Annotated in this window: 22 protein-coding genes; 11 read left to right on the top strand and 11 right to left on the bottom strand. The window is 62.4% G+C overall.

The genetic code is table 11. The features are described from left to right. The first annotated feature begins 107 nt into the window (after positions 1–107). Positions 108–947, top strand: a complete 840-nt coding sequence (locus EHW12_RS07085) for an amidohydrolase family protein (RefSeq protein ID WP_223304639.1) — start codon at positions 108–110, stop codon at positions 945–947. Here EHW12_RS07085 and EHW12_RS07080 read toward each other — a convergent pair. From EHW12_RS07080 to EHW12_RS35815, 6 genes are all read right to left on the bottom strand, one after another. Further along, complete coding sequence (locus EHW12_RS07080; RefSeq protein ID WP_007726816.1) at positions 851–1,333, bottom strand: DUF456 domain-containing protein; 483 nt, start codon at positions 1,331–1,333, stop codon at positions 851–853. The two genes, EHW12_RS07085 and EHW12_RS07080, sit on opposite strands and share 97 nt — an antisense overlap. Beyond that, a complete protein-coding gene (gene purT, locus EHW12_RS07075; protein WP_064074660.1) occupies positions 1,330–2,565 on the bottom strand; it encodes a formate-dependent phosphoribosylglycinamide formyltransferase in 1,236 nt (411 codons plus the stop codon). Before purT ends, EHW12_RS07080 begins: the two co-directional genes overlap by 4 nt. 40 nt (positions 2,566–2,605) lie before the next feature. Further along, entirely contained in the window at positions 2,606–4,111 is a 1,506-nt protein-coding gene (locus tag EHW12_RS07070; protein WP_241199121.1) for a sensor domain-containing diguanylate cyclase, read from the bottom strand. 240 nt (positions 4,112–4,351) lie between these two features. Further along, on the bottom strand, positions 4,352–4,498 hold the full coding sequence (locus EHW12_RS07065) for a hypothetical protein (RefSeq protein WP_007726811.1): 147 nt from the start codon (positions 4,496–4,498) through the stop codon (positions 4,352–4,354). A 362-nt stretch (positions 4,499–4,860) separates the two neighbouring features. Further along, positions 4,861–4,983 (bottom strand): hypothetical protein, encoded by a 123-nt coding sequence (locus tag EHW12_RS35820; protein ID WP_019749478.1) that lies wholly within the window; start codon positions 4,981–4,983, stop codon positions 4,861–4,863. 210 nt (positions 4,984–5,193) lie between these two features. After that, complete coding sequence (locus tag EHW12_RS35815) at positions 5,194–5,316, bottom strand: hypothetical protein (RefSeq protein ID WP_003944443.1); 123 nt, start codon at positions 5,314–5,316, stop codon at positions 5,194–5,196. A gap of 320 nt (positions 5,317–5,636) precedes the next feature. Between EHW12_RS35815 and EHW12_RS07060 the strand changes: the two genes are divergently transcribed. From EHW12_RS07060 to EHW12_RS07050, 3 genes are all read left to right on the top strand, one after another. Then, positions 5,637–7,370, top strand: coding sequence for an ABC transporter ATP-binding protein (locus EHW12_RS07060; protein ID WP_021333951.1), 1,734 nt, complete (start codon positions 5,637–5,639; stop codon positions 7,368–7,370). Then, positions 7,367–9,433 (top strand): ABC transporter ATP-binding protein, encoded by a 2,067-nt coding sequence (locus tag EHW12_RS07055; RefSeq protein ID WP_003944426.1) that lies wholly within the window; start codon positions 7,367–7,369, stop codon positions 9,431–9,433. The genes EHW12_RS07060 and EHW12_RS07055 overlap by 4 nt, the downstream gene beginning before the upstream one ends. Before the next feature lie 107 nt (positions 9,434–9,540). Next, positions 9,541–10,641 (top strand): CaiB/BaiF CoA-transferase family protein, encoded by a 1,101-nt coding sequence (locus tag EHW12_RS07050; RefSeq protein WP_042924245.1) that lies wholly within the window; start codon positions 9,541–9,543, stop codon positions 10,639–10,641. Positions 10,642–10,701: 60 nt separating this feature from the next. Here EHW12_RS07050 and EHW12_RS07045 read toward each other — a convergent pair whose 3' ends face one another. Together EHW12_RS07045 and EHW12_RS07040 are read right to left on the bottom strand one after the other, a co-directional pair. Next, complete coding sequence (locus tag EHW12_RS07045; protein ID WP_054781779.1) at positions 10,702–11,805, bottom strand: class I SAM-dependent methyltransferase; 1,104 nt, start codon at positions 11,803–11,805, stop codon at positions 10,702–10,704. Between the two features lie 47 nt (positions 11,806–11,852). After that, positions 11,853–13,328, bottom strand: coding sequence for a PLP-dependent aminotransferase family protein (locus EHW12_RS07040; RefSeq protein WP_019749471.1), 1,476 nt, complete (start codon positions 13,326–13,328; stop codon positions 11,853–11,855). A gap of 61 nt (positions 13,329–13,389) precedes the next feature. On the opposite strand from EHW12_RS07040, the gene EHW12_RS07035 reads away from it, so the two are divergent. Together EHW12_RS07035 and EHW12_RS07030 are read left to right on the top strand one after the other, a co-directional pair. Continuing rightward, the gene (locus tag EHW12_RS07035) at positions 13,390–13,620 is read left to right on the top strand and encodes a hypothetical protein (RefSeq protein WP_003944349.1); all 231 of its coding nucleotides are present in this window, start codon (positions 13,390–13,392) and stop codon (positions 13,618–13,620) included. A gap of 45 nt (positions 13,621–13,665) precedes the next feature. Continuing rightward, on the top strand, positions 13,666–14,136 hold the full coding sequence (locus tag EHW12_RS07030) for a hypothetical protein (protein WP_125050445.1): 471 nt from the start codon (positions 13,666–13,668) through the stop codon (positions 14,134–14,136). Between the two features lie 52 nt (positions 14,137–14,188). Here EHW12_RS07030 and EHW12_RS07025 read toward each other — a convergent pair whose 3' ends face one another. Then, the gene (locus EHW12_RS07025; RefSeq protein WP_003944351.1) at positions 14,189–15,478 is read right to left on the bottom strand and encodes an adenylosuccinate synthase; all 1,290 of its coding nucleotides are present in this window, start codon (positions 15,476–15,478) and stop codon (positions 14,189–14,191) included. 282 nt (positions 15,479–15,760) lie between these two features. Between EHW12_RS07025 and EHW12_RS07020 the strand changes: the two genes are divergently transcribed. From EHW12_RS07020 to EHW12_RS07010, 3 genes are all read left to right on the top strand, one after another. Further along, the gene (locus tag EHW12_RS07020; protein WP_080961056.1) at positions 15,761–16,435 is read left to right on the top strand and encodes a hypothetical protein; all 675 of its coding nucleotides are present in this window, start codon (positions 15,761–15,763) and stop codon (positions 16,433–16,435) included. After that, positions 16,432–17,202 carry a site-2 protease family protein gene (locus EHW12_RS07015; RefSeq protein WP_003944319.1) on the top strand — a complete coding sequence of 257 codons (771 nt, stop codon included), beginning with the start codon at positions 16,432–16,434 and terminating at the stop codon, positions 17,200–17,202. The genes EHW12_RS07020 and EHW12_RS07015 overlap by 4 nt, the downstream gene beginning before the upstream one ends. Positions 17,203–17,272: 70 nt before the next feature. Further along, positions 17,273–17,761, top strand: a complete 489-nt coding sequence (locus tag EHW12_RS07010) for a GNAT family N-acetyltransferase (protein WP_007726792.1) — start codon at positions 17,273–17,275, stop codon at positions 17,759–17,761. Between the two features lie 100 nt (positions 17,762–17,861). Here the strand turns inward: EHW12_RS07010 and EHW12_RS07005 are convergent, their stop codons facing one another. Together EHW12_RS07005 and EHW12_RS07000 are read right to left on the bottom strand one after the other, a co-directional pair. Further along, complete coding sequence (locus EHW12_RS07005; RefSeq protein ID WP_125050444.1) at positions 17,862–19,100, bottom strand: HNH endonuclease signature motif containing protein; 1,239 nt, start codon at positions 19,098–19,100, stop codon at positions 17,862–17,864. A 92-nt stretch (positions 19,101–19,192) separates the two neighbouring features. Continuing rightward, positions 19,193–19,690 (bottom strand): helix-turn-helix domain-containing protein, encoded by a 498-nt coding sequence (locus EHW12_RS07000; RefSeq protein WP_003944415.1) that lies wholly within the window; start codon positions 19,688–19,690, stop codon positions 19,193–19,195. 58 nt (positions 19,691–19,748) lie between these two features. Between EHW12_RS07000 and EHW12_RS06995 the strand changes: the two genes are divergently transcribed. Both EHW12_RS06995 and EHW12_RS06990 read left to right on the top strand, forming a co-directional pair. After that, on the top strand, positions 19,749–21,164 hold the full coding sequence (locus EHW12_RS06995; RefSeq protein WP_125050443.1) for an MFS transporter: 1,416 nt from the start codon (positions 19,749–19,751) through the stop codon (positions 21,162–21,164). Beyond that, positions 21,161–22,330 carry a thiolase family protein gene (locus tag EHW12_RS06990; protein ID WP_042452159.1) on the top strand — a complete coding sequence of 390 codons (1,170 nt, stop codon included), beginning with the start codon at positions 21,161–21,163 and terminating at the stop codon, positions 22,328–22,330. The genes EHW12_RS06995 and EHW12_RS06990 overlap by 4 nt, the downstream gene beginning before the upstream one ends. Positions 22,331–22,351: the final 21 nt, after the last annotated feature.

Below are 22,351 nucleotides of genomic sequence, written 5' to 3'. Positions count from 1 at the left end.
GCGCGGAAGTAACTGAACAGAAGCCCTCCACCGGCCCGACGCGACCCAGGTCACATCGGGCCGGTGGTGTGTGCAGGGACCCAGGGCAACAGGGCAAAATAGACCCCGTGTTTGACGCCCATGTGCATATCATCGACCCGCGCTTCCCGCTGGTCGAGAATCACGGGTACCTGCCTGAGCCCTTCACCGTGGCCGATTACCGGGCCCGGATTGCCTCGCTGAAGGGCCTCAGCGTTGACGGCGGCGCGGTGGTGACCGCGTCGTACCAGGGCAATGACCAGGAATACCTGAAAGCTGCCTTGTCCGAACTCGGTGAAGGCTGGGTGGGCGTCACTGCTTTGCCGCTCGATGCGACGGATGAAGACATCGTTGCTCTGGACGCACTGGGAGTACGTGCCGTCCGGTTCAACCTGCGCCGCGGCGCCACCGACCTGCGTCTGCTTGCCGATCTTGCCAACCGCGCATTCGATCTGGTCGGCTGGCACGCCGAGTTCTACGTCGATGCCACGCTGTTGCTGTCGTTGGAACCGGTCTTCGCCAAATTGCCCGCGGTGAGCATCGACCATTTGGGAATGTCCACCCGCGGACTGCCGTATCTCCTCAACCTCGTCGACCGCGGAGTGCGCGTCAAAGCCACCGGGTTCGGCCGCACCACCATCTCCGACGTCAGCGATGTGCTGCGCCAGATCCACGCGGTCAATCCCGCTGCGCTGATGTTCGGCACCGATCTACCCGGTACACGGGCACGTCGAGCGTTCGAGGTCCACGACCTGGACGTGATCGCCGACGCTGTCGGCGACGACCTGCCCGCGGTCATGTGCGACAACGCCCGCTCCTGGTACCGCTGCGCTCAGGTGAACGCAACGGCTCCCAGCCACAGCCCCGCCGCGATCAGCGCTCCGAACAGTTCCACCAGCATGGACAATCCGACTGCCTTCACCGCGTGAAGCGTCGACGACCAAGCGATGTCGTAACGGCGCAGCCGCGCTAGTTCCGCGAAATACGTTCCGACGATGAATCCCAGGAACAAGCCCACGACCGGAATCACGAAGAACCCGATGATGCCGACGACGCCGCCGACCACCACCGACAGGTTGGGCACTCCCCCGGACTTCATCCGCTTGCCCGGCCACGTGTACTTCACGATCCCGGTGACCACCAGTGCCAGCGTGGACAGCGCGAACACCGTCCACGCCGTGGCACCACCGGTCATGATCGCCCACACCAGAATTGCACCGAAAACGAGAAGCGTCCCCGGGAGAATCGGAACGACGACACCGATCAGACCGACCAGGATGACCAGCCCGACGAGGACCTCGGCCGCTGGACTCATCCGACGGGACGCACCTTCGACGCAGCCTCGCGAGCACGGTCGCGTGCAGTAGGCACATCGGCGGCCGTCGACACTGCAACACCCATGCGACGACGCGTGAAGCTCTCCGGCTTGCCGAAGAGCCGCAGGTCCGTCTCGGGAAACGCGAGCGCCTCGGCGACGCCGTCGAATCCGATCCCCTTTGCCTCCACTCCGCCGTAGATCACTGCCGATGCTCCTGGAGACGTGAGCGTCGTGTCGACCGGCAAGCCCAGGATCGCGCGGGCATGCAGTTCGAACTCCGAAAGTCGCTGCGTCCGCAGAGTCACCAATCCGGTGTCGTGCGGCCGTGGGCTCACTTCGGAGAAGAAGACGTCGTCGCCCTTCACGAATAGCTCGACGCCGAAGATGCCTCGCCCGCCCAGAGCCGTGGTCACCTTCTCGGCGACGTCTCGGGCCGAGGCGAGGGCAACCGCGGACATCTGCTGCGGCTGCCACGATTCGATGTAGTCTCCGGCCTCCTGCAGGTGCCCGATCGGTTCGCAGAACGACGTCTCGACCTGACCGCTCTCACCGACGGCTCGAACTGTCAATTGCGTTATCTCGTAATCGAAATCGACAAAGCCTTCGACGATCACCCGGCCGTGATTCACACGACCTCCGGCCATCGCGTAATCCCATGCGGCGTCGAGATCTTCGGCGGATCGAACCGTCGACTGTCCCTTCCCCGACGAGGACATGACTGGCTTGATGACGCACGGGAAACCGATTCGGTCTGTCGCTGCCTGCACTTCGGCAAGCGAGTCCGCGAAAGCGTACGGCGAAGTGGGCAGGCCCAACTCCTCGGCCGCGAGCCGACGGATTCCCTCACGGTTCATCGTGAGCTGGGTGGCTCGGGCGGTCGGAATGACCACCGCACCCCCGCGTTCTTCGACGAGTGCAAGCGCATCCGTCGCGATGGCCTCGATCTCGGGAACCACGAAGTGAGGCTTTTCCAACTCGATGACGGCAAGCAGTGCTTCCGGATCGGTCATGTCGACGGTATGAGCACGATGAGCCACCTGGTGCCCAGGGGCATCGGGATACCGATCCACCGCAATCACTTCGACGCCCAGACGCTGCAGCGCGATGACAACTTCCTTACCCAACTCGCCTGATCCCAACATCATCACGCGGATGGAGTTCTCGGTCAGTGGGGTTCCGAATCGGAGCGGAAGCGTCGGCAGGGGCGAAGGCGTCGAATCAAGCTGCATGGGTGCGACTATATGCCAATCCCGATGCAGGTCAGCGCGGTTATCGGCCGTCCACCACACCTTCGCGGCCAAATCCTCGCCGGATCGTTCGGGGTAGCGCAGGTTTGCGATAGGTGCGGGTGGCAGTGTCCGGCTCGGAATTCCGTTGCGGCACGGTGTCGTTGCCGACGCGGTGCACTTTCACGAGGTTGCGCCCAGCACGCTTGGCGTCGTACAGAGCCTCGTCTGCGACGCTCATGAGGGTCGACAGCGCCGGCGTCGCATGATCGACCCACGCGACGCCGACGCTGACGGTGCTCGTCACATCTGATTCGGCCGAGTACTCGACTTGCGCGCCGCGGACCGTCTCGGCGACATCGATTGCTCGCGCGTAGCTGCAGTCCGGAAGCAGAACGGCGAACTCCTCGCCGCCGAGCCTTCCGATCAGATCGCCGTCCGACAATCGGTCAGCGGCCCGCTCGGCGAAGTTCGCGAGAACGCTGTCACCGGTCATATGTCCATGCGTGTCGTTGATGCTCTTGAAGTGGTCCAGGTCGAGCATCAGCAGGCCGACCGGAGATTGTGTGCGAGCCGCGTCGGCAAGTTCCGCTTCCGCGTGGCCGAGGAACGCACCGCGCGAGAGGACCCCGGTCAGATGGTCGAATTCGACGGCAAGGAAGAGCTCACGCTCGGCAGCACGGCGTTCCTCGGTCGCACAGGCAACCGCTATCGGCCCCAACGCGATCAGGGTGACCGCTATGGATGTGATGACGTCCTCGTTCCACGTCGAGGCGGCTTGATCTCCGATGTCGAGTCGACCGCTACCCGCCATCATGAGTGACCACACCGACCAGACCACTGAAACGAAGGCAGTGCTCGGAACCGAGATGCGAGTGGCACACCAGAGGAGAGCCGGAATCGGCAAGACCAGCGCAATCGGCCCTTCGATACTGAGGGCGATCGGCACGCAGGCTGCAGTGGCGAGTAGCGGAACGCTCAGAGCGGCGACAGTTCTGGCGGTCAGTCTCCTGCGGAACTCGGCAAGGCTCGACGGGATGGTGAGAGTGAGAATGAGAGGAAGGACCAGCAGGTACGCCATGACCTCGGTGGCACCCCAGTGGAAAAACGTGTCGGCAAAGGACTGACCGCGTAAGAGCCGGTCCAAGGCGCCGGCCGTGGCCGCGGTACCAGTCGCCGCGACGAACGAAACGAAGACCATCCATACCAGCGACTGCGAATCGACCAATCGGAACGGTGTGCGCTTCAAGTAGTACAGAACGAGAACACCGAGCGTCACTCCGGCGAGGTTGGCCCCGTTCAGCTGCAGGGCAAGCGACAGCGAGTTGCCCGTAATCAGGTCAGCGCAGACGTATCCGACGGCCGCGGCGATCCACGTCCGCCATTCGATCAGGACCGGCCATCTGACCATCATTCCCAGCAGAATGGCGTTGGCGCACCAGAAAGTCGCGAGCAAACCTGGTGGGCGCGTGAGGATGCCGATCAACGATGCCGCAAGTACGACGGCCAGCACTAGGAGAAGGCGCAGAAAGCGACTCGTCCCTACCATGCGTCACCTCGCGGTCGGCTACCTCTGAATTCGGGAGCACCGGACGTCGCGGTGACCGTATGCCGATGTCGTCGAACCATCGTACGCAGGTGCTGCCACTCGCAGTTCTGTGTTCACATGCCAAAACGGCAGCTGCGACCATCTCCGCAAACGCGAGTGCCCTCCGGCCACGACAGTGGACAGAGGGCACCTGCATGCAATCCGATCGGCAGAGCCGAATGGACCTGCCGGAAGGGATGACTACTCGGCGGATCCGCTGGACAGACCCGAGAGTGAACCGGTGGACGAGCCCTCGCCCTTGCCGGACAGCGATTCGGTGGGAACGGACTTGAGGAAAGCTCCGAGCGCGGTGAGCAGGGGTCCGAGGGTGCTGAGTGATCCGAACATAGGAGGTTCTCCTGTATGTGAGGTGATGTGATGTTCCAGCGCCATTCCGGCCGCAGGCGGTGGCCGAGATGGTTCGGGAACTTCTGCCGCACGGATGGCTGAACCGCCCCCCGAACAACATCCCGAGCTGTGATGTAGCGCACTTACTTGGCGCTGCCTGCATTTATAGACCGGCTTTCCACACTTGTCTAGCTACCTAATAGCTATCAATGCGGACTTTCGGTCACACCTTTACGGATAATTGCAGCTCAAAGCGCAAATTCACCCTCTAGAATGTCCCATAATGTGATTTAGCTCACAGTGAAAAGCCGAAAAGTGTGACCCACAGACAACTGCGAGCCACACTTTCGGACAAACTGGACTTACTTATCGGCCGCCGATCCCGTCCCAGGGGTGAGAGAGCCACCACCGAGTGCCGTGAACAGGTCCTTGAGCACCGGAATGAACGTCTTGACGACGCCGCTGAAGTCTTCGAATGAACCCATGTCGGGCCTCCTTTTGTCGGAATGCAGTTGAGATGAAGTGAGGACCGAGAACTACTCGGCGGCCGAACCGGCCGAACCCGAGCCGTCTGCCGATCCCGCGTTCAACTTGGTCACGAATGCAAGAACGCTCTTGAGGAAGGCGTCGAGATTCTGAATCGAGGTCATGCGACTACTCCTGTGTTGTTTCGGAAGACTTCTCGAGGTCGAACGTCAGGAGTTCGAGCTCGCGGTGTCCAGCCCCTGAAGGGTTTTGAGCATGTTGACCAGGGGCAGAAGCTGGAGAATGCCCCAGCCCATACCGTTGGCCTTGAGGAGGTTTCCGAGGGATCCCATATGTGACTCCTTGCATGAATATCTATGACGCGGCGCACGTTTTGTTCGCTGCACGTCTTTGTAGCCAAGCTAAATACGTACGTCCAGTTTGTTTCTGTCCAATCGAAAACGTGACACATTGGATGAATATGTAAACCTGCAATTCAGGTGCTGTGACCTGAATCCAATGTCGAATTCGAGTGTGTTCGAGATCACAGTCAATTAGGACAAAAGGATGCAATCGTCAGAGTCGGTGCCAACCTCGACCGCGATCTGTCATACCGTGTGCGTGTGATCAATCGCGAACGAGCGGCAACCGAGGCAACTCACCGGGAACCGTCGTGCTAGCAAAACTCCTCAAGACGTACCTGCCGCCGTACCGCTGGTTGCTTGCCGGGGTCCTCGCACTGCAACTCTTCGGGGCCATCGCGTCGTTGGTCCTCCCCACACTCAACGCGCGGATCATCGACGACGGCGTCGCCCGAGGCGACACCGGATTCATCATGTCCACCGGCGGGATCATGCTCCTGGTCTCGCTTGCGTCGATCATCGCGTCGGTCGCATCGACCTATCTGGCTGCAAAATCGTCGATGGGCTTCGGCCACGACGTTCGAGGCGCCTTTTACAAGGCAGTCGGCAGTTTCTCGGATCGCGAATTCAACAGTTTCGGTGCGCCGACGCTGATCACACGCAACACCAACGACGTCCTGCAGATCCAGGCCCTGGTCATGCTGACGTCCTCGATGCTCGTCAGCGCCCCACTTATGTGCATCGGCGGCATCATCATGGCTCTGCGCGAGAACCTGCAGATGTCCTGGCTCCTGACGATTTCGGTACCACTGCTCGGCATCACCGTCTCGGTCGTGGTGGCCAAGCTGATCCCGCATTTCCGGACGATGCAGACGCGGATCGACAACATCAATCGATCACTGCGCGAACAGCTCACCGGTATGCGTGTCATTCGCGCCTTCGTTCGCGAACCCGACGAAACGATCCGCTTCGACAAGGCCAACAAGGAACTGACCGACACTTCGCTCCTCATCGGCCGGTACCAGGCGGTTCTGCTGCCCACCGTCATGTTGATCGCCAACCTGTCGAGCGTCGCGGTGCTGTGGTTCGGCGCGCATCTGGTCGATACCGGAGACATGCAGATCGGCCAGATCAGCGCCTTCCTCGCCTACGTCATGCAGATCCTGATGTCCGTGGTCATGGCGACCATGTTGGCCGTCGTGATCCCCCGCGCGGCCGTGTGTGCCGACCGCATCACCGAAGTACTCGACACCGAGCCGACCGTGCCCGCGCCGGCCCAGCCCCTTCGCCCGACCAGCCCATACGGCGTTGTCGAGTTCGGTGGAGCCGGATTCACGTATCCGGGAGCTGAAACGCCGGTCCTGTCGAATGTCTCGATGCGATGCATGCCAGGAACGGTCACCGCGATCGTCGGCAGTACCGGTAGTGGCAAATCGACCCTCGTCTCACTCATCCCCCGACTGTTCGACGTCACGGCCGGCGCCGTCTTGGTCGACGGCTTGGACGTCCGTGGCTGGGATCAGGACGAACTCTTCGCCAACTTCGGATACGTGCCCCAGAAGGCCTATCTGTTCGCCGGCACGATCGCGAGCAATATCCGCTACGGAAACCCGACCGCCACCGACGACGACATCTGGGCAGCCCTCACCATCGCCCAGGCAGACGACTTCGTCCGGGAGCTGTCCGACGGTCTCGAGTCACCGATCGCCCAGGGCGGCGGCAATCTCTCGGGCGGACAAAAACAACGTCTCGCCATCGCCAGAGCGGTGGTCCGCAGACCCCGGATCTTCGTCTTCGACGATTCGTTCTCCGCTCTCGACATGCATACGGACGCCGCGGTCCGACGCGAACTCCGGACGGTTTCGACTCATTCGACGGTCATCATCGTGGCTCAGCGCGTCGCATCCATCATCGATGCCGACCAGATCATGGTCCTCGAAGACGGTGCGCCGGTCGGCCTCGGCGACCATCAGTTCCTTCTGGCCAACTGTCCGACGTACCAAGAGATCGTGGCTTCCCAGATTCCCGCGGAGATGAGCGCATGACCAGCCCGCAGGACCCGACATGGGGCGGCCCCAACAGCCAGTACTTCGACGATGCCCCGACGGTGGTGTTCGCCAAGATCCCGAGCGAACCTGAATCCGCGGACGGGGATGCGAAGTCGAGTAACCCCGAGACCCCCGACAAAGAGCCGAAGCCCGCGCTGACCGCGACGGACACCAAACCTCGCCACTTCAAGGCGACGATGAAGCGGCTTCTCTCGCTTCTGCAGCCGCACAAGTTTGCGGTCTTCTGTGTCGTCGTTGCGACGATCGCCAGCATCGCGCTGTCGGTCGCAGTGCCGAAAATCCTCGGTCACGCGACAGACCTCATCTTCGCCGGGTTCATCGGCAAGAGCCTGCCCGCCGGACTCACCCGCGAGCAGGCCGCAGACGCCATCCGGGCATCAGGGAATTCGACGTTCGCCGATCTTGTCGCCAACTCGACCGACGTCGTTCCCGGTGTGGGTCTGAACTTCGACGCCATCGGCAAGGTCGTCATGCTCGCGATCGGCGTGTACTTGCTCTCGTCGCTGCTTGCCTGGTTGGAAGCATTCCTCCTCAACATCATCGTCCAGAAGACCATCTACAACCTGCGTGCCTCGGTGGAGGCGAAGCTTCACCGTCTCCCCCTTCCGTATTTCGACAAGACACCGCGCGGCGAGATCCTCAGCCGCGTCACCAACGACATCGACAACATCTCGTCGACGCTGTCGTCGACGTTGACCTCGCTCCTGACGTCGGTGCTCACCGTCCTCGGCGTCCTGACGATGATGTTCGTCATCTCTCCGATGCTCGCCCTGATCGCACTGATCGCGGTGCCGGTATCGGTGCTCCTCGTTGCCAGGGTCGCCAAGCGAGCACAGGTGTTGTACAAGGCTCAGTGGACCGAGACGGGCAAGATCAACGCGCAGATCGAGGAGAACTACAGCGGTCGCGACCTGGTACGCGTGTACGGGCATCAGGCCGAAGCCGAGCGTGAATTCGCCGAGCAGAACAAGAAGCTCCTCGACGCGTCCTTCGGCGCACAGTTCCTCTCCAGCCTGATCATGCCGGTCATGAACTTCGTCGGAAACATCACCTACGTGCTGCTCGCTGTGGTCGGCGCTCTCAAGGTCGCCAGCGGCAACATGTCACTCGGTGACGTTCAGGCCTTCATCGTCTATTCGCGCCAGTTCAGCCAGCCACTGACGCAGATCGCGTCCATGTCGACGAGCCTGCAGTCCGGAGCCGCGTCGGCGGAGCGGGTCTTCGAGCTTCTCGACGAACCCGAGCAGTCGCCCGACATCGACGTGCCGCTTCTCCCCGAGCCCGCCGGACGTCATCGCAACGTCGGTCACATCGAGTTCGAGAACGTCTCGTTCCGGTACGAGCCGGACAAGCCGTTGATCGAGAACGTGTACCTCACGGCCCGGCCCGGGCAGATGGTCGCCATCGTCGGGCCCACCGGTGCCGGCAAGACCACCTTGGTCAACCTGCTCATGCGCTTCTACGAAGTCGACTCCGGCCGAATCACTCTCGACGACGTCGACATCTCGCAGATGCGCCGCTCCGACTTGCGCAAGCACGTCGGCATGGTTCTGCAGGACACCTGGCTCTTCGGCGGCACGATCCGCGACAACATCGCATACGGCCGACTCGACGCCAGCGAATACGAGATTCACGAAGCCGCACGCGCTGCCTTCGTCGACCGCTTCATCCACACCCTCCCGGACGGGTACGACACCGTGCTGGACGAGGAGGCGTCGAACATCAGCTCCGGCGAGAAGCAGCTCATCACGATCGCTCGTGCATTCCTGTCGGAGCCGTCGCTGCTGATTCTCGACGAGGCGACGAGCTCGGTCGACACACGTACGGAACAGCTTGTGCAGCAAGCAATGTCCGCGTTGCGCGTCGGGCGGACCAGCTTCATCATCGCGCACCGGCTCTCCACCATCCGTAACGCCGATCTGATCGTCGTGATGGAGGCGGGCAAGATCGTCGAGCAGGGCACACACGACGAACTCATCGCAGCGGCGGGCGCGTACTTCCGTCTCTACAACGCTCAGTTCGAGGGTGCCGCCGTCTAGTGATCGGCGCCTCCCTCGGCGGACACAGTGCCCCGGAGCACACCTGATCGATTCGACACGTTACCGTCGGGTCAGAAGTGTTGTCACCGTCTGAATTGGGAGTGCGTGTGTCTGCAGAAGCTGTGGAGAAGAAGGGCCCGCTCGCGGGCATTCGGATCGTGGAATTCGCTGGATTGGGACCGGGCCCGCACGCCGCGACACTGTTGGCGGACATGGGCGCCGACATCGTCATCGTGCAGCGGGCAGGGCAGATTCCGCAGGACTCGAACGCAACCGACCAGATCAAGCGCGGCCGCCGCATCGTCGAGGCCAACCTGAAGGACCCGGCCGACGTCGCGAAAGTGCTCGATCTCCTGGGCCGCGCCGACGTCCTCATCGAGGGTTTCCGTCCCGGCGTCATGGAACGCATGGGACTCGGACCCGACGTGGTCTCGGAGCGCAATCCGCGCCTCGTCTACGCCCGTATGACGGGCTGGGGACAGGAAGGACCGCTCGCCAACGCCGCCGGTCACGACATCAACTACATCTCACTGACCGGTGTCCTCAACGCCATCGGACGCAAGGGTGAACGTCCCGTCCCGCCGCTCAACATGGTCGGCGATTTCGGCGGCGGTTCCATGTTCCTGATCTTCGGCATTCTGTCGGCTCTCGTCGAGCGCTCGACGTCCGGTAAGGGCCAGGTCGTCGACGCGGCAATGGTCGACGGAACCCTCGCGCTCTCCCACATGATGTGGGCATTCCGCGGTCGCGGCGTCTGGTCCGACGAGCGCGGCGTCAATCTCCTCGACACCGGCGCTCCGTTCTACGACACCTACGAGACCTCCGACGGCAAGTACATGGCCGTCGGATCCATCGAACCCCAGTTCTACGCATTGCTGCTCGAGGGCCTCGAACTCGATCCCGCGACGCTCCCTCACCAGATGGACACGTCCAAGTGGGACGACATGAAGAAGCTCTTCACCGAAAAGTTCCTGTCCAAGACTCGCGACGAGTGGGCCAAGATCTTCCTCGGCACCGACGCCTGCGTCTCCCCTGTCCTGACTTTCGCCGAGGCTCCGTCCAACGAACACATCGCGGCTCGCGGTTCGCTCATCGAACTGGACGGCGTCACCCAGCATGCTCCCGCACCGCGCTTCTCGCGCACGCCCACCACGACGCCTGCTGCGCCGGCGCGTGAGGCGACGGATATCGATACGGTCTGGACCTAGGGCCTTCGGCCCCTGTGCGCCTTTTTGGTAGTTACTGCAACCAAAAAGGCGCACGGGGCGTCAGCCCAACCTGTAGAACCTGAACATCTCGTGCTCGATCGGCAGCACGTCCACCCGCTCGAAACCTGCCGCCTTGGCATAGCTTTCGAGTGTCGAGTGCCTCATCACCGTCCCGGTGGCAATGCTTCCCGGATGCGAAAGACTGTCCGGTAAGCAGCAGGTCAGCGAAAATCCGTACAGCAATTGCTCGATCGGACCCGCCTCGGGATCGAACTCATCCGCCGTTCGTTCGTCCATCACGATCACCGGAGCGCCCGGCTGGGCAATCGCCCGAGCCGTGGACAGAAAACCCACCGGATCCGGAACGTCGTGAAGGCACTCGAAAGCGAAGACGGCGTCGTAGGTCCCGGCATCGGCTCGCCCGGCCTCAGGAGCCTGTCCGGCGACGTCGACCAACGAGAAATGCACGCGGTCGTCCACCCCCCGATCATGAGCGTTACGACGGGCAGCGTTCACCGACGCCGCGTCGACGTCGAAGCCGTGCACTTCTATCTTCGGGTATCCGAGGGCGAGCGCGATCGACGACCAGCCCTCCCCCATCCCGAGATCAGCGACCTGCCCGCCGTCCGTAAGTGTGGCGTGCAGGTCGGTGACCACCGGCAGAAACTGCTGACAGAGCTGCTGGAGATACATCGGCCGGTTCAGCAGCGCCTGACCCTCGCGAGCATCGGGGCCCATCGATTCCCACGTGACTCCCCCGCCGTGACGATAAGCGTCGAGTAGACGTGGCATCGACGACGTCGTCGCGACGAACAGCCTCGCCAGCGGCGCCAGGAAAAGTAGGTTCTCGTCGTCGACCAGAACATCGGCGTGGGCCTGCGGCAGGCTATACCGGCGATCGGCATCCGAATTGACGTCCACATAACCGGCGACGGCCTGCTGCTCGAGCCACTCCCGCGCATATCTTTCGACGGTCCCTGTCCGGTCCGCCAACTCCGTCGACGTGAGCGGGCCATGATCGCTCAGCGCGCGGTACCAGCCCAACCGGTCGCCCAGATACACGGCCTGCAGCTCCGATGCCCCGAGCGTGGCCGCGAACAATCGTTCTGCGAGCGCTTCCGCCGCACTGGTTCCCGCTGCGCCTGTACCGTCTACCGCCGTCATGCCCTACCTCCTGGTTTCACACCACTTTCAGGGTGTGTACCCAGTTCTCAGACGACGACCATTCGTTGGTCTGCCGTGTCGCGATCCGTCGCGAGAGTGTCGTACGCAGCGGCGATGGACGCAACGCCGCGAATGAGGTCCTCGGGAGAACGTGCGTACGGCACGCGGATGAATCGTTCGAACGCACCTTCTACGCCGAAACGGGGGCCGGCGGCAAGGAGTACGCCGAAGTTGGGTGCCACCGCCGCCAACGCCGTCGAGACGGGCGCGGACATTCGCATCCAGACCGACATTCCGCCGGAACCGATGGTGGGACGCCAGTCCGGCAGATGCTCGGCCACCGCACCGAGGAGTACCGCACGCTGTTCTCGCAGAACTTCGCGACGCTGTTCGAGCAACGAGCGGTCGTCGGCGAGCAAGTAGGCGGCTGCCAACTGATCCATGACGGGAGTACCGAGGTCGACCGCGGCACGCGCCCCCACCAACTGGGTGATGAGCGCGGCATCGGCGCGAATCCAACCGACACGTAGCCCGCCCCACAGCGACTTCGCCGTCGAACCGAGCGTCACCACTTCGGTTTTCGCTGCGCCTCGCCCATGTGAGGCGACCGGCGCCGGCGGTGGTGCGTCGAGCCACAGATCCACCATCGTCTCGTCGACGACCAGAGTCATTCGCGTTTCGTGCGCAATCTTCGCAAGCTCGGCGCGGCCGGAAGAGTCCATGCAGAGGCCGGTCGGGTTGTGAAAGTCGGGGATCAGGTATGCCATTCTGGCAGCGGTTTGCCTTGCTGCACTTCGAATCCCGTCGAGATCCCAGGCTCCGGCTGCTGCGAACTCCGGTCGGACCGGAACCGGTACGGGCCGAGCGCCGTTTCGCCGAATCGCTTCCAGCGCATTGGGGTACGTCGGATGATCGACCAGCACTCGCTCGCCGGGTGAGGTGAGCACCGACAGCAACAATCGAAGCGCGTGCTGCGCACCCGAGGTCACCATGATCTGTTCGGCGGTGGTGGGAAGACCCCGCGCCGTGTAGCGCTGCGCGATCACGTCACGCAAGTCGGCGATCCCGACCGGTTCCATCCCGTGCGTGGGCAGGAAGTTCGGAAGTTCCTGCAGCGCAGACGCATACGCCAGTTCGACCTGAGCGGCGGGAGCTGCCATCGCCGCGTAACTGAGGTCGACGACGGGTCCACTCGGCCCGGGTTGATGGGAGCGGAACATCAACCCGTTCGGCCGCGCGCCGGCAGGCAATGCCACGGTGCTTCGCGAACCCTGCCTGCTGATCAGGTACCCCTCGTCGCGCAGCACCGAGTACGACGACGTGATCGTGGTCCGACTGAGTTCGAGTACCGCCGCAAGTTCACGCTCACTCGGCAGTGCGACCCCCAGCGGAACGCGACCGTCGTGCACAAGCAGGCGGATACCGTCGGCGAGCGCACGGTACGCGGGCCTGCGTCCGGACTCTTCCTGCCAGGATCCCAGATCGCGCGCAAGCGAACGGGCACCGAGAACTCGAGTCATCATGCAGTCCAGTATCGACAACTTGGCTATGTAACTCAATACCAGTCGAGTTGATCATATGTCCATGACTACCTTCGCAACCCTGATCGGCATCGGACTCTTCGTGGCACTCGTCTACTTCTTCGCGCCCGCCGAAGGTGAAGGTACATACATTCGGTTGGAGCAGTTTCGCCTGGCAGCACCCCTCGGCGGCATCTTCCACGACAAGACTTCAGACCGCGAGAACGACGCTGTCAGACCCCCGTGCGATTGTGATCAGGGGGAAGAATTCACTGATCTCAGTCCAGTTGCGTAAAACTGGACTCTTTTCGCACTCAGAAAGTCTCCAGAGAGGGTTCCCATGCCGGCTTCCAAAAAGATTCTCTATATCGATCTCGACAACACCTTGGTCAACTTCCAGTCGGGCATCGATCGCCTGACCGACAGCGTCCGAGAGAAGTACAAGAACGACCTCGACGAAGCGCCGCACATCTTCTCTCGCATGGATCCTCTCGACGGCGCTATCGACGCCTACCACCAACTGGCACAACAGTTCGACACCTACATCCTCTCGACAGCGCCGTGGAAGAACGCCACAGCCTGGCACGACAAGGTTCTGTGGGTCCAAGAGCACCTCGGAATGGAGGAAGGCAGCGTCGCGTACAAACGACTGATCCTCTCGCACCACAAGCACCTCAATCGAGGCGAGTACCTCGTCGACGACCGCGGAGCAAACGGAGCAGATCGATTCGAGGGTGAGTGGATCAAGTTCGGCAGCACCAAGTTTCCCGACTGGAAGACCGTCACCGCACACTTGTCGAAGCTGGCTTGAAACACGAAATCCCCGCTCATGCTTGCATGAGCGGGGATTTCGAGGGAACGAACTAGCGGACGATCTCGCGCCGGACGATCGTCTCGTCGCGGCCGGGGCCGACACCGATGCAGGAGATGAACGCACCCGAAAGCTCTTCGAGACGAAGCACGTAGTTCTGCGCATTCTGCGGCAGTTCCTCGAAGGTGCGAGCCTCCGAGATGTCTTCCCACCAGCCGGGCATCTCTTCGTAGATGGGCTTGGCGTGGTGAATGTCGCTCTGTGACATCGGCATTTCGTCGTGGCGGACACCGTCCACCTCGTACGCGACACAGATCGGCACGGTGTCGAGGCTGCTCAGCACGTCCAGCTTGGTGAGGAAGTAGTCGGTGATGCCGTTGACGCGCGTCGCGTAGCGCGCGATGACAGCGTCGAACCATCCCGTACGACGAGCGCGTCCGGTGGTGACACCGACCTCGCCGCCCTGCTTCGCCAGGTATGCGCCGTGATCGTCGAACAGCTCCGTCGGGAACGGACCGGAACCGACACGCGTCGTGTACGCCTTCAGGATGCCGAGCACTGTGGTGATCTTGGTGGGACCGATTCCCGAACCGACCGCCGCACCACCCGAAGTGGGGTTGGACGAGGTCACGTACGGGTACGTGCCGTGGTCGACGTCCAGCAGAGTGCCCTGCGAACCTTCGAGCAGAACGGTCTCGCCGCGCTCGAGGGCGAGGTTGAGCTCCAGGCGCGTGTCCGAGATGCGGTGCTTGAAACCCTCGGCCTGCGTCAGTACCTCTTCGACGACCTGCTGCGGGTCGAGTGCCTTGCGGTTGTAGATCTTGACCAGCACCTGGTTCTTGAATTCGAGTGCTGCTTCGACCTTCTGGGTCAGGATCTTCTCGTCAAGGACGTCCGCGGCACGGACACCGACACGGGCGATCTTGTCCTGGTAGCACGGGCCGATACCGCGGCCGGTCGTGCCGATCTTCTTCGCTCCCAGGAAGCGTTCGGTGACCTTGTCGATGGCCACGTGGTACGGCATGATCAGGTGCGCATCAGCAGAAAGCAGCAGGCGGGACGTGTCCACGCCGCGCTCTTCCAGGCCTGCCAATTCGGTCAACAACACACCCGGGTCGACGACGACACCGTTACCGATGACGTTGTTGACGGCGGGGGTGAGGATTCCGGACGGGATGAGGTGCAGTGCGAACTTGTCACCGTTCGGCAGAACCACGGTGTGTCCGGCGTTGTTACCGCCCTGGTATCGCACGACCCACTGAAGCTGCTCGCCCAGTAGATCTGTAGCTTTGCCCTTACCTTCGTCGCCCCACTGGGCGCCGATCAGGACGATTGCCGGCATGACGTTGTCTCCTACGGTCGACGTGCAGCAGTTGTCCCGCCGCATTGGTACTGCCTGGCTTCCGCGCACATGATGCAGCGCCGAACTGTTGCAGTGACCGAAGGAGCAGTCTAGCCCAGAGCATCAGACCAGACCTGACGGTCCAGAATTTGGCCGGTGACCATCACGATTGCGAGTCGACACAGACACTCGCACTAAGATCGTCGGCAGTGATTCGGACGGCCATTTCGGGGAAGGGTGGCGAGGTCCCACTACCCGAGAAGAAGTCTGATCGAGCTAGGAGTGGCTTTGACCCCTGTGGTGCTCAAATGTGGCGATTCGCCGGTTCCACTCCCCCTGGGTGAACTCACGTCGTTCACTGTCCCCGAGCTTCCGGAGAAGCAAGACTTCGACGAGGCACTGTCCCAACTGCAGGTCGTGACGGAGCCGCGTTTGATCGTCGTGGGCAACGACGGCGCGTTTGCCGCGGCATTGACGCGGTTGATGCGATTGGAGCGACTCAACGTCGAACTCGCCTACGTCACCGAGAACAGGTCCGACGCAACCGACGCGTACAAACTCGCGACCGGTGCACGAGCTGCGCGCACGGCCTTGAAAGGCACAGTCCACACCGTGCCGCTCATTCGCGACGACGCCGGAATCGCGCTGGTAGGTGCAGCAACTGTCACGGGTCCGGCGGATGCAGACGAACTGATCGGCGAGGCCTACGTCGACGACAACAAGCTGTTCTCCGGCACAGTCCCCGGCATCCGGATAGTGCCGAGCCCCAAGCTCCCCGGGATCAAGGCATCAGTCGACCGCAAGAGCCGCTGGAGCGGGCGACGCTGGCTGGAAGGCCGAGCCATTCAACTGGGCTCGCCGGCAGCGCGACTGGTTCGCGACGGGGTGGCCAACCCACGCGATCTGAAGCGTTCGACCTTCTACCGGCACGACAAGACTTGGTTGTTGGTCAGGTGAGAACCGGAGCAGCACGGTCGGCGGTTCGGCCGAGCCCTGTCTTCCTCGGCGTCGTTGCGATCACTGTCATCGCCGGAATCGTCGCTTGGAACTCGACGTGGGGTTCCATCGCGGGCCGCGCGGGTGTTTTTGTCCTCGTGGTTGCCGGCTGGGTGGTCACGCTCTGCTTGCACGAATTCGCGCATGCCTATCTGGCGTGGCGTCATGGAGACACCGACGTCGAGGCTCGTGGCTACCTGACGCTCAACCCGCTCAAGTACAGCCATCCGATGCTCTCGATCGGTCTGCCGGTGCTGTTCATCGCATTGGGCGGCATCGGGCTTCCCGGCGGCGCCGTGTACCTGCGCACCGGGATGTTCCCGCCCAAGGTGCAGGCCCGAATATCGCTCGCCGGTCCGTTCACGAACGCCGTCGCCGCCGTGATCCTCCTCGTCGTCATACGTACGTACGGCTCATCGGCCGAGCATCTGACGTTCTGGGCCGGCCTCAGTTTCCTGGCCTTCTTGCAGGTCATGGCAACAGTTTTGAACCTGCTACCAGTCCCCGGTCTGGACGGTTACAACGCACTGGAGCCCTACCTCGCACCCAACACACGGCACCAACTCGACCAGTTCAAGCCGTACGGACTGCTCCTGCTGGTTGCGCTCCTGTTCGTCCCACAGATCAATGTCGTCTTCTTCGACGCGATCTACTGGATCTTCGAATTGAGCGGTGTGTCCGACTACTACGCCATGCTCGGTAACGCCCTCATGCGTTTTTGGACGTGATCGAGTGCGCTGGAGGAGACTCGTGAGAGTCTGACATTTCAGACATTCATTCTTCTTCAGGGGAGCATCGATGATTGCGACGTCATTTCAGTCCGGCGGAGTGGAGTACACCCTCACGCGGGCCGAGATTCGACACGTGGAGGCACTGATCGACTTGCTCGCCGACGACCCGATCGGCAGCACCCGGGAGACGACCAACCCCGAAGCCCGAACGATCTACGAGGACGCGTTCAAGCGAATCGACGAGGATCCGGCTCAACTTCTCGTCACCGTTCTGGTCGGCGACGCGGTAATCGGCACAATGCAATTGACCTTCATTCCGGGTATGAGCCGGATGGGTGCCACGCGACTGCAGATCGAAGCAGTTCGCGTCCACGAGGACTACCGAAGTAAAGGCATCGGCAGTTCGATGATCCGTTGGGCCTGCGAAGAAGGTGCCCGGCGCGGCGCGTTCCTGGCGCAGCTCACCTCGGATCAAACTCGCAAGGAAGCTCACGACTTCTACGAGCGACTCGGATTTGTGGCCTCCCATGTCGGGTTCAAGAAGTCACTGAGCTGACGCCCTGCCACAAAACTCCCAAACGCGGGGACTCCCAAACGCGAGCTCGAGCACCGGGGCGTAGAGGTGCCCCGGTGCTCACGTCTTCAGTTGTCGCGGTTCACGCCGCGGTGGGTGGGCTGTTCCCGCCGATCGGCTGTTGATACGGATCGATCGACATCGGTGGATAGAACACTGTTTTTCGGTCGGGGCCGATCTCGACCCGCCATTCGGTGTGGTGCAGCGTCCGATGATGATGACCGCACAACAAGATCAGATTGTCGAGATCCGTTGGGCCACCATCGTTCCAGTGAACAATATGATGGGCATCGCACCACCCCGATGGTGTACCGCACCCCGGAAACGCACACCCGCCATCGCGAACCGTCAACGCCCGCCGCTGCGGCACCGTCGCTGTTCTCGCTTCTTTGCCGCAGTCGAGCGGAACACCGTTCTCGTCCAACAAAATCCGCGTCACGGTGCAGTCGCAGGCCAACATCCGTGCGGTGTCGATGCTGATCGGGCCCACCCAATCCGTCCACGCAAACCCGAGTTCCTCCGTCGACGGCAGGAGGTCTTTCAAAGCCTGCAGATCCGTCATGTCTTTCGCGGACGCGGTGACCGTGATGTGCGGTTTCACCCCGCCTTCGATCGGACCCAACCCCGCCCGCTCGTACCGCCGCAACAATTCGCAAAACCCGTCCGCCCGCCGTAATGCCGGCGTACGCGTGTCTTTGACGCCGTCCTTCTCCGGCGTCGGCGCCGACAGACTCGACAACAACGTCATCAACCGGGCCCCGTTCACAGCATCCAGATCACCCTTCACAGTTACTCTGCCGTACAGGCCTTTCGACGCGTAGAACTCGTTACGCTCCGAATCCTCGCCGACCGGGACGCCGTCCTCGCGCTTGCCGTACTGCTTCTCGATCCGCCGAATCGCCGCCCGCACCGCATCACAATCAGCAATGTTCTTCGACGCCAACCACAACAAGATCCCTCGGGCCTTGTCCACATCCGCCAGGGTCATGTTCTTCGGCGGATGCTGACAAAACGACGCCACCTGCCGCGCCTTCAACGCATCCACGTCACCACGATGAAACGCATCCGCGACAACAGGTTCGAGCATCAACAACCGCGCCAACCCGACCAGCAGACTGCACTCACCGATCTCCAGATTCGTCGAACCATGCAACCACTGCGCGATCGCCCGAAAACCCTTCCCACCGAGAACCTCACGGGAAAACATCTCCACGATCAGCAACACCATCCGCGACTGCAACTCGTGTCGGGCGCGCACCAGACCCAGAACCTCACTCTTGAGGTCCTCGCCATCCAGCTGCCACGCTTCCCGACTGTCCATGCTCAAAGTTTAATCGAACATACTTTCGATAACCAGAGACAAACCGGACAACTTCAAGAAGACCTACACTCGAGAGCTGTTGAGATGCATCGCTATTCGCGCAACCGCCGACGCGATTCGTTGACAGAGACTCGCAACTCCCCCAAAGGCACTTCACGACCCGACTCACTGCGCACCTCGACGCGAACGCGCTCACCAGTAGCGTCGTCGGCCACCTCCAACGGTCCACCTTTTCCGCCGTGCAGATACTTGTCGCCCCACTGCATCAGCGCGAGAACCGCCGGCAGCAGGTCACGGCCCTTCTCGGTGAGCACGTACTCGTGCCGCGTCCGCTTTCCAGGCTCCTTGTACGGCACACGCTCGAACAGTCCCGCCTCAGTGAGTTCTTTCAGCCTCGCCGACGCAACCGCCTCGGTGATGCCGACTCGCGACGCGAAGTCGTCGAAACGCGTTGTGCCGTAATAGGCCTCTCGCAGAATGAGCATCGCGGATCGAGTGCCGACCACTTCCATGGCCCGCCCGATCGAACAGTGCGTGGCCCGCCAGGCGTCGCGATCTTCGAGCACTCCGGTCAGTCGTACAGCGTCCATGCAATTCACCATACCCCCTGGCTTGCCATAACCATAGCCAGAGTCTAGATTGCTGACTATGGAACTTCATAGCCAGCCGGTGCGGACCGGACCCCTGCTCGCGATACTGTCGGGGGCGCCGTTTGTCGCCAGCCTCGATCTTTTTGTGGTCAACGTGGCCTTCGGCGACATCGCCAAGAGCTACCCGGGTCACTCGCTCGGCGAGTTCAGTTGGATCCTCAACAGCTACGCGATCGTCTACGCCGCACTGTTGATACCCCTCGGACGCTGGGCGGACAGGATCGGGCACAAGCGCGCCTTCATCGCCGGCCTCGCACTGTTCACCCTCGCCAGCGCCGCCTGTGCCTTCAGCCCGTCCTTGTGGGCACTGGTGGCCTTCCGTATCGTCCAGGCAGTCGGCGCCGCTGCGCTCACCCCGGCCAGCCTCGGGCTTCTGATCAATGCGCTTCCCGCCGCGAAACGTCAATCCGGCGTTCGCATCTGGGCAGCCGCCGGCGCTGCAGCAGCTGCATTCGGCCCTGTCGTGGGCGGCATCCTCGTAGAGGCCTCGTGGCGCTGGGTCTTCCTGATCAATGTTCCAGTGGGCATCGTGTTGCTCTACTTCGCAGTCCGACTCGTACCGGATACAACACACAAGGACCCCGATGCCGGTATCGACTTCGTCGGCGCTGCCCTCCTCACCGTCGGAATCGGCTCTCTCGCCCTGGCACTCGTCCAGGGTCCGGACTGGGGATGGACCGACAATCGCGTTCTGATCGCCTTCGCCGTGGCCGCCGTGACACTACTCTCGTTCTGGTGGAGCAACTCTCGTCACCGGACTCCGTTGATTGCTCCGGATCTTCTGAAGATCCGCTCGTTTGCCTGGTCCAACGTCACCGCCATCCTGTTCAGCGCAGCATTCGCCGCGGGTCTTCTCTCGAACATCCTGTGGCTCCAGGAAGCCTGGGGATACTCGGCTCTGCGAACCGGTTTCGCCGTCTCACCGGGTCCACTTCTCGTTCCGCTGTTCGCCATCGCCGGCGGATCGCTGACGCGCAGGTACTCGGCGGGACGCGTCGCCGCACTCGGCAGCCTTCTGTGGGCAGTCGGAACCGTACTCGTTCTCGTCTCGGTTGATACGACGCCCAACTACGCGACCGGACTCCTACCAGGCTGGATCATCGCCGGGATCGGTGTCGGTCTTGCCCTGCCGACCATTCTGTCGCAGGCCACGGCGGATCTGGCACCTGCCAGATCGGCCACCGGTAGCGCAATCGTCAGCATGAGCCGACAGATCGGAACCGTTCTCGGCGTGAGCGTTCTGATCGCGGTTCTCGGCTCTGCTGTCGACTACGACACCTTCCGCCAGGCCTGGTGGGTGATCTTTGCCGTCGCGCTTGTGTCTGCCCTGGCATCACTGGGAATGACGCCTGCGACCACACCCACCCCGGTTGTCCCTGCTGAATCCGCCATCCCTGAAAGGAATTTGTCATGAGAGACGCAGTTATCGTCGAAGCCGTTCGCACTCCGATCGGCAAGGGAAAGGCGAACGGCGCCCTGCACGGCATCAACGCCGTCGACCTCCTCGCCCACAGCCTCAAGGCGGTAGTCGAACGCACTGGAATCGATGCAGCATTGATCGACGACGTCATCGGTGGAGCGGTAAGCCAAGTCGGTGAACAGAGCCAGAATGTCACTCGCACTGCCCTTCTCGCCGCAGGCTACCCTGAGTCGGTACCGGGAACCACCGTCGACCGACAGTGTGGAAGTAGCCAACAAGCAGTTCATTTTGCCGCTCAGGGCGTCATTGCCGGTGCGTACGACATCGTTGTCGCTGCCGGAGTCGAGTCGATGAGCCGAGTCCCTATGGGCTCGAGCAGCATCGGGCGCGAATCACTCGGCGTGGGTTTCGAAGAGCGCTATCCGGACGGTCTGGTACCGCAGGGCATCAGCGCCGAATTGATCGCCGCCAAGTGGGGACTGAGCCGCACCCAACTCGACGAGTTCTCGGCGTCGAGCCATCGGAAAGCCGCGCTGGCAACCGAGAGTGGTTACTTCACCAAGGAACTCGCCACGCTCCCGCAGCTGTCGGTCGACGAGGCCATCCGCCCCGGCACCACGGTCGAGACCCTGGCCGGCCTACGGACCGCCTTCGAATCCGACTACTACGCACAGCGATTCCCACAGATCGACTGGTCCATCACCGCGGGCAACAGCAGCCCGCTTTCGGACGGCAGTTCGGCGGTGATGATCACGACCAGTGAGATCGCCGCGAAACTCGGCCTCACCCCGAAGGCACGATTGCACAGCTTCGCAGTTGCCGGCGACGATCCGCTCTACATGCTCACCGCGGTCATCCCGGCTACGCAGAAGGTCCTGGCCCGTGCGGGATTGACGGTCTCGGACATAGATCTGTTCGAGGTCAACGAGGCCTTTGCCCCAGTGGTCCTCTCGTGGGCAGCGGACACCGGCGTCGACCTGTCCAAGGTCAACGTCCACGGCGGCGCCATCGCGCTCGGCCACCCACTGGGCGGCAGCGGAACGCGGATCATGACCACCCTGGTCAACGCGATGGAGCAGCGCGGCGCGCGCTACGGACTCCAGACCATGTGTGAGGCAGGTGGGTTGGCCAACGCGACCATCCTGGAGCGCCTGGGCTGAGCAATCCCCGATGGACGGCAT

Source organism: Rhodococcus sp. NJ-530 (assembly GCF_003860625.1).
Classification (GTDB): domain Bacteria; phylum Actinomycetota; class Actinomycetes; order Mycobacteriales; family Mycobacteriaceae; genus Rhodococcus_F; species Rhodococcus_F qingshengii.
The sequence above is the reverse complement of the archived record's forward strand: the minus strand, read 5'-3'. Positions and strand labels throughout refer to the sequence as shown.

What these genes read in the sequence shown, in the direction of transcription:
- EHW12_RS07000 (WP_003944415.1), bottom strand. Translation starts at nt 19,690, where the DNA reads ATGGACGCTGTACGACTGACCGGAGTGCTCGAAGATCGCGACGCCTGG.
- EHW12_RS07045 (WP_054781779.1), bottom strand. Translation starts at nt 11,805, where the DNA reads ATGACGGCGGTAGACGGTACAGGCGCAGCGGGAACCAGTGCGGCGGAA.
- EHW12_RS07025 (WP_003944351.1), bottom strand. Translation starts at nt 15,478, where the DNA reads ATGCCGGCAATCGTCCTGATCGGCGCCCAGTGGGGCGACGAAGGTAAG.
- EHW12_RS07080 (WP_007726816.1), bottom strand. Translation starts at nt 1,333, where the DNA reads ATGAGTCCAGCGGCCGAGGTCCTCGTCGGGCTGGTCATCCTGGTCGGT.
- EHW12_RS07035 (WP_003944349.1), top strand. Translation starts at nt 13,390, where the DNA reads ATGACTACCTTCGCAACCCTGATCGGCATCGGACTCTTCGTGGCACTC.
- EHW12_RS07030 (WP_125050445.1), top strand. Translation starts at nt 13,666, where the DNA reads ATGCCGGCTTCCAAAAAGATTCTCTATATCGATCTCGACAACACCTTG.
- EHW12_RS35820 (WP_019749478.1), bottom strand. Translation starts at nt 4,983, where the DNA reads ATGGGTTCATTCGAAGACTTCAGCGGCGTCGTCAAGACGTTCATTCCG.
- EHW12_RS07005 (WP_125050444.1), bottom strand. Translation starts at nt 19,100, where the DNA reads ATGGACAGTCGGGAAGCGTGGCAGCTGGATGGCGAGGACCTCAAGAGT.
- EHW12_RS06995 (WP_125050443.1), top strand. Translation starts at nt 19,749, where the DNA reads ATGGAACTTCATAGCCAGCCGGTGCGGACCGGACCCCTGCTCGCGATA.
- EHW12_RS06990 (WP_042452159.1), top strand. Translation starts at nt 21,161, where the DNA reads ATGAGAGACGCAGTTATCGTCGAAGCCGTTCGCACTCCGATCGGCAAG.
- EHW12_RS07070 (WP_241199121.1), bottom strand. Translation starts at nt 4,111, where the DNA reads ATGGTAGGGACGAGTCGCTTTCTGCGCCTTCTCCTAGTGCTGGCCGTC.
- EHW12_RS07010 (WP_007726792.1), top strand. Translation starts at nt 17,273, where the DNA reads ATGATTGCGACGTCATTTCAGTCCGGCGGAGTGGAGTACACCCTCACG.
- EHW12_RS07055 (WP_003944426.1), top strand. Translation starts at nt 7,367, where the DNA reads ATGACCAGCCCGCAGGACCCGACATGGGGCGGCCCCAACAGCCAGTAC.
- purT (WP_064074660.1), bottom strand. Translation starts at nt 2,565, where the DNA reads ATGCAGCTTGATTCGACGCCTTCGCCCCTGCCGACGCTTCCGCTCCGA.
- EHW12_RS35815 (WP_003944443.1), bottom strand. Translation starts at nt 5,316, where the DNA reads ATGGGATCCCTCGGAAACCTCCTCAAGGCCAACGGTATGGGCTGGGGC.
- EHW12_RS07040 (WP_019749471.1), bottom strand. Translation starts at nt 13,328, where the DNA reads ATGATGACTCGAGTTCTCGGTGCCCGTTCGCTTGCGCGCGATCTGGGA.
- EHW12_RS07065 (WP_007726811.1), bottom strand. Translation starts at nt 4,498, where the DNA reads ATGTTCGGATCACTCAGCACCCTCGGACCCCTGCTCACCGCGCTCGGA.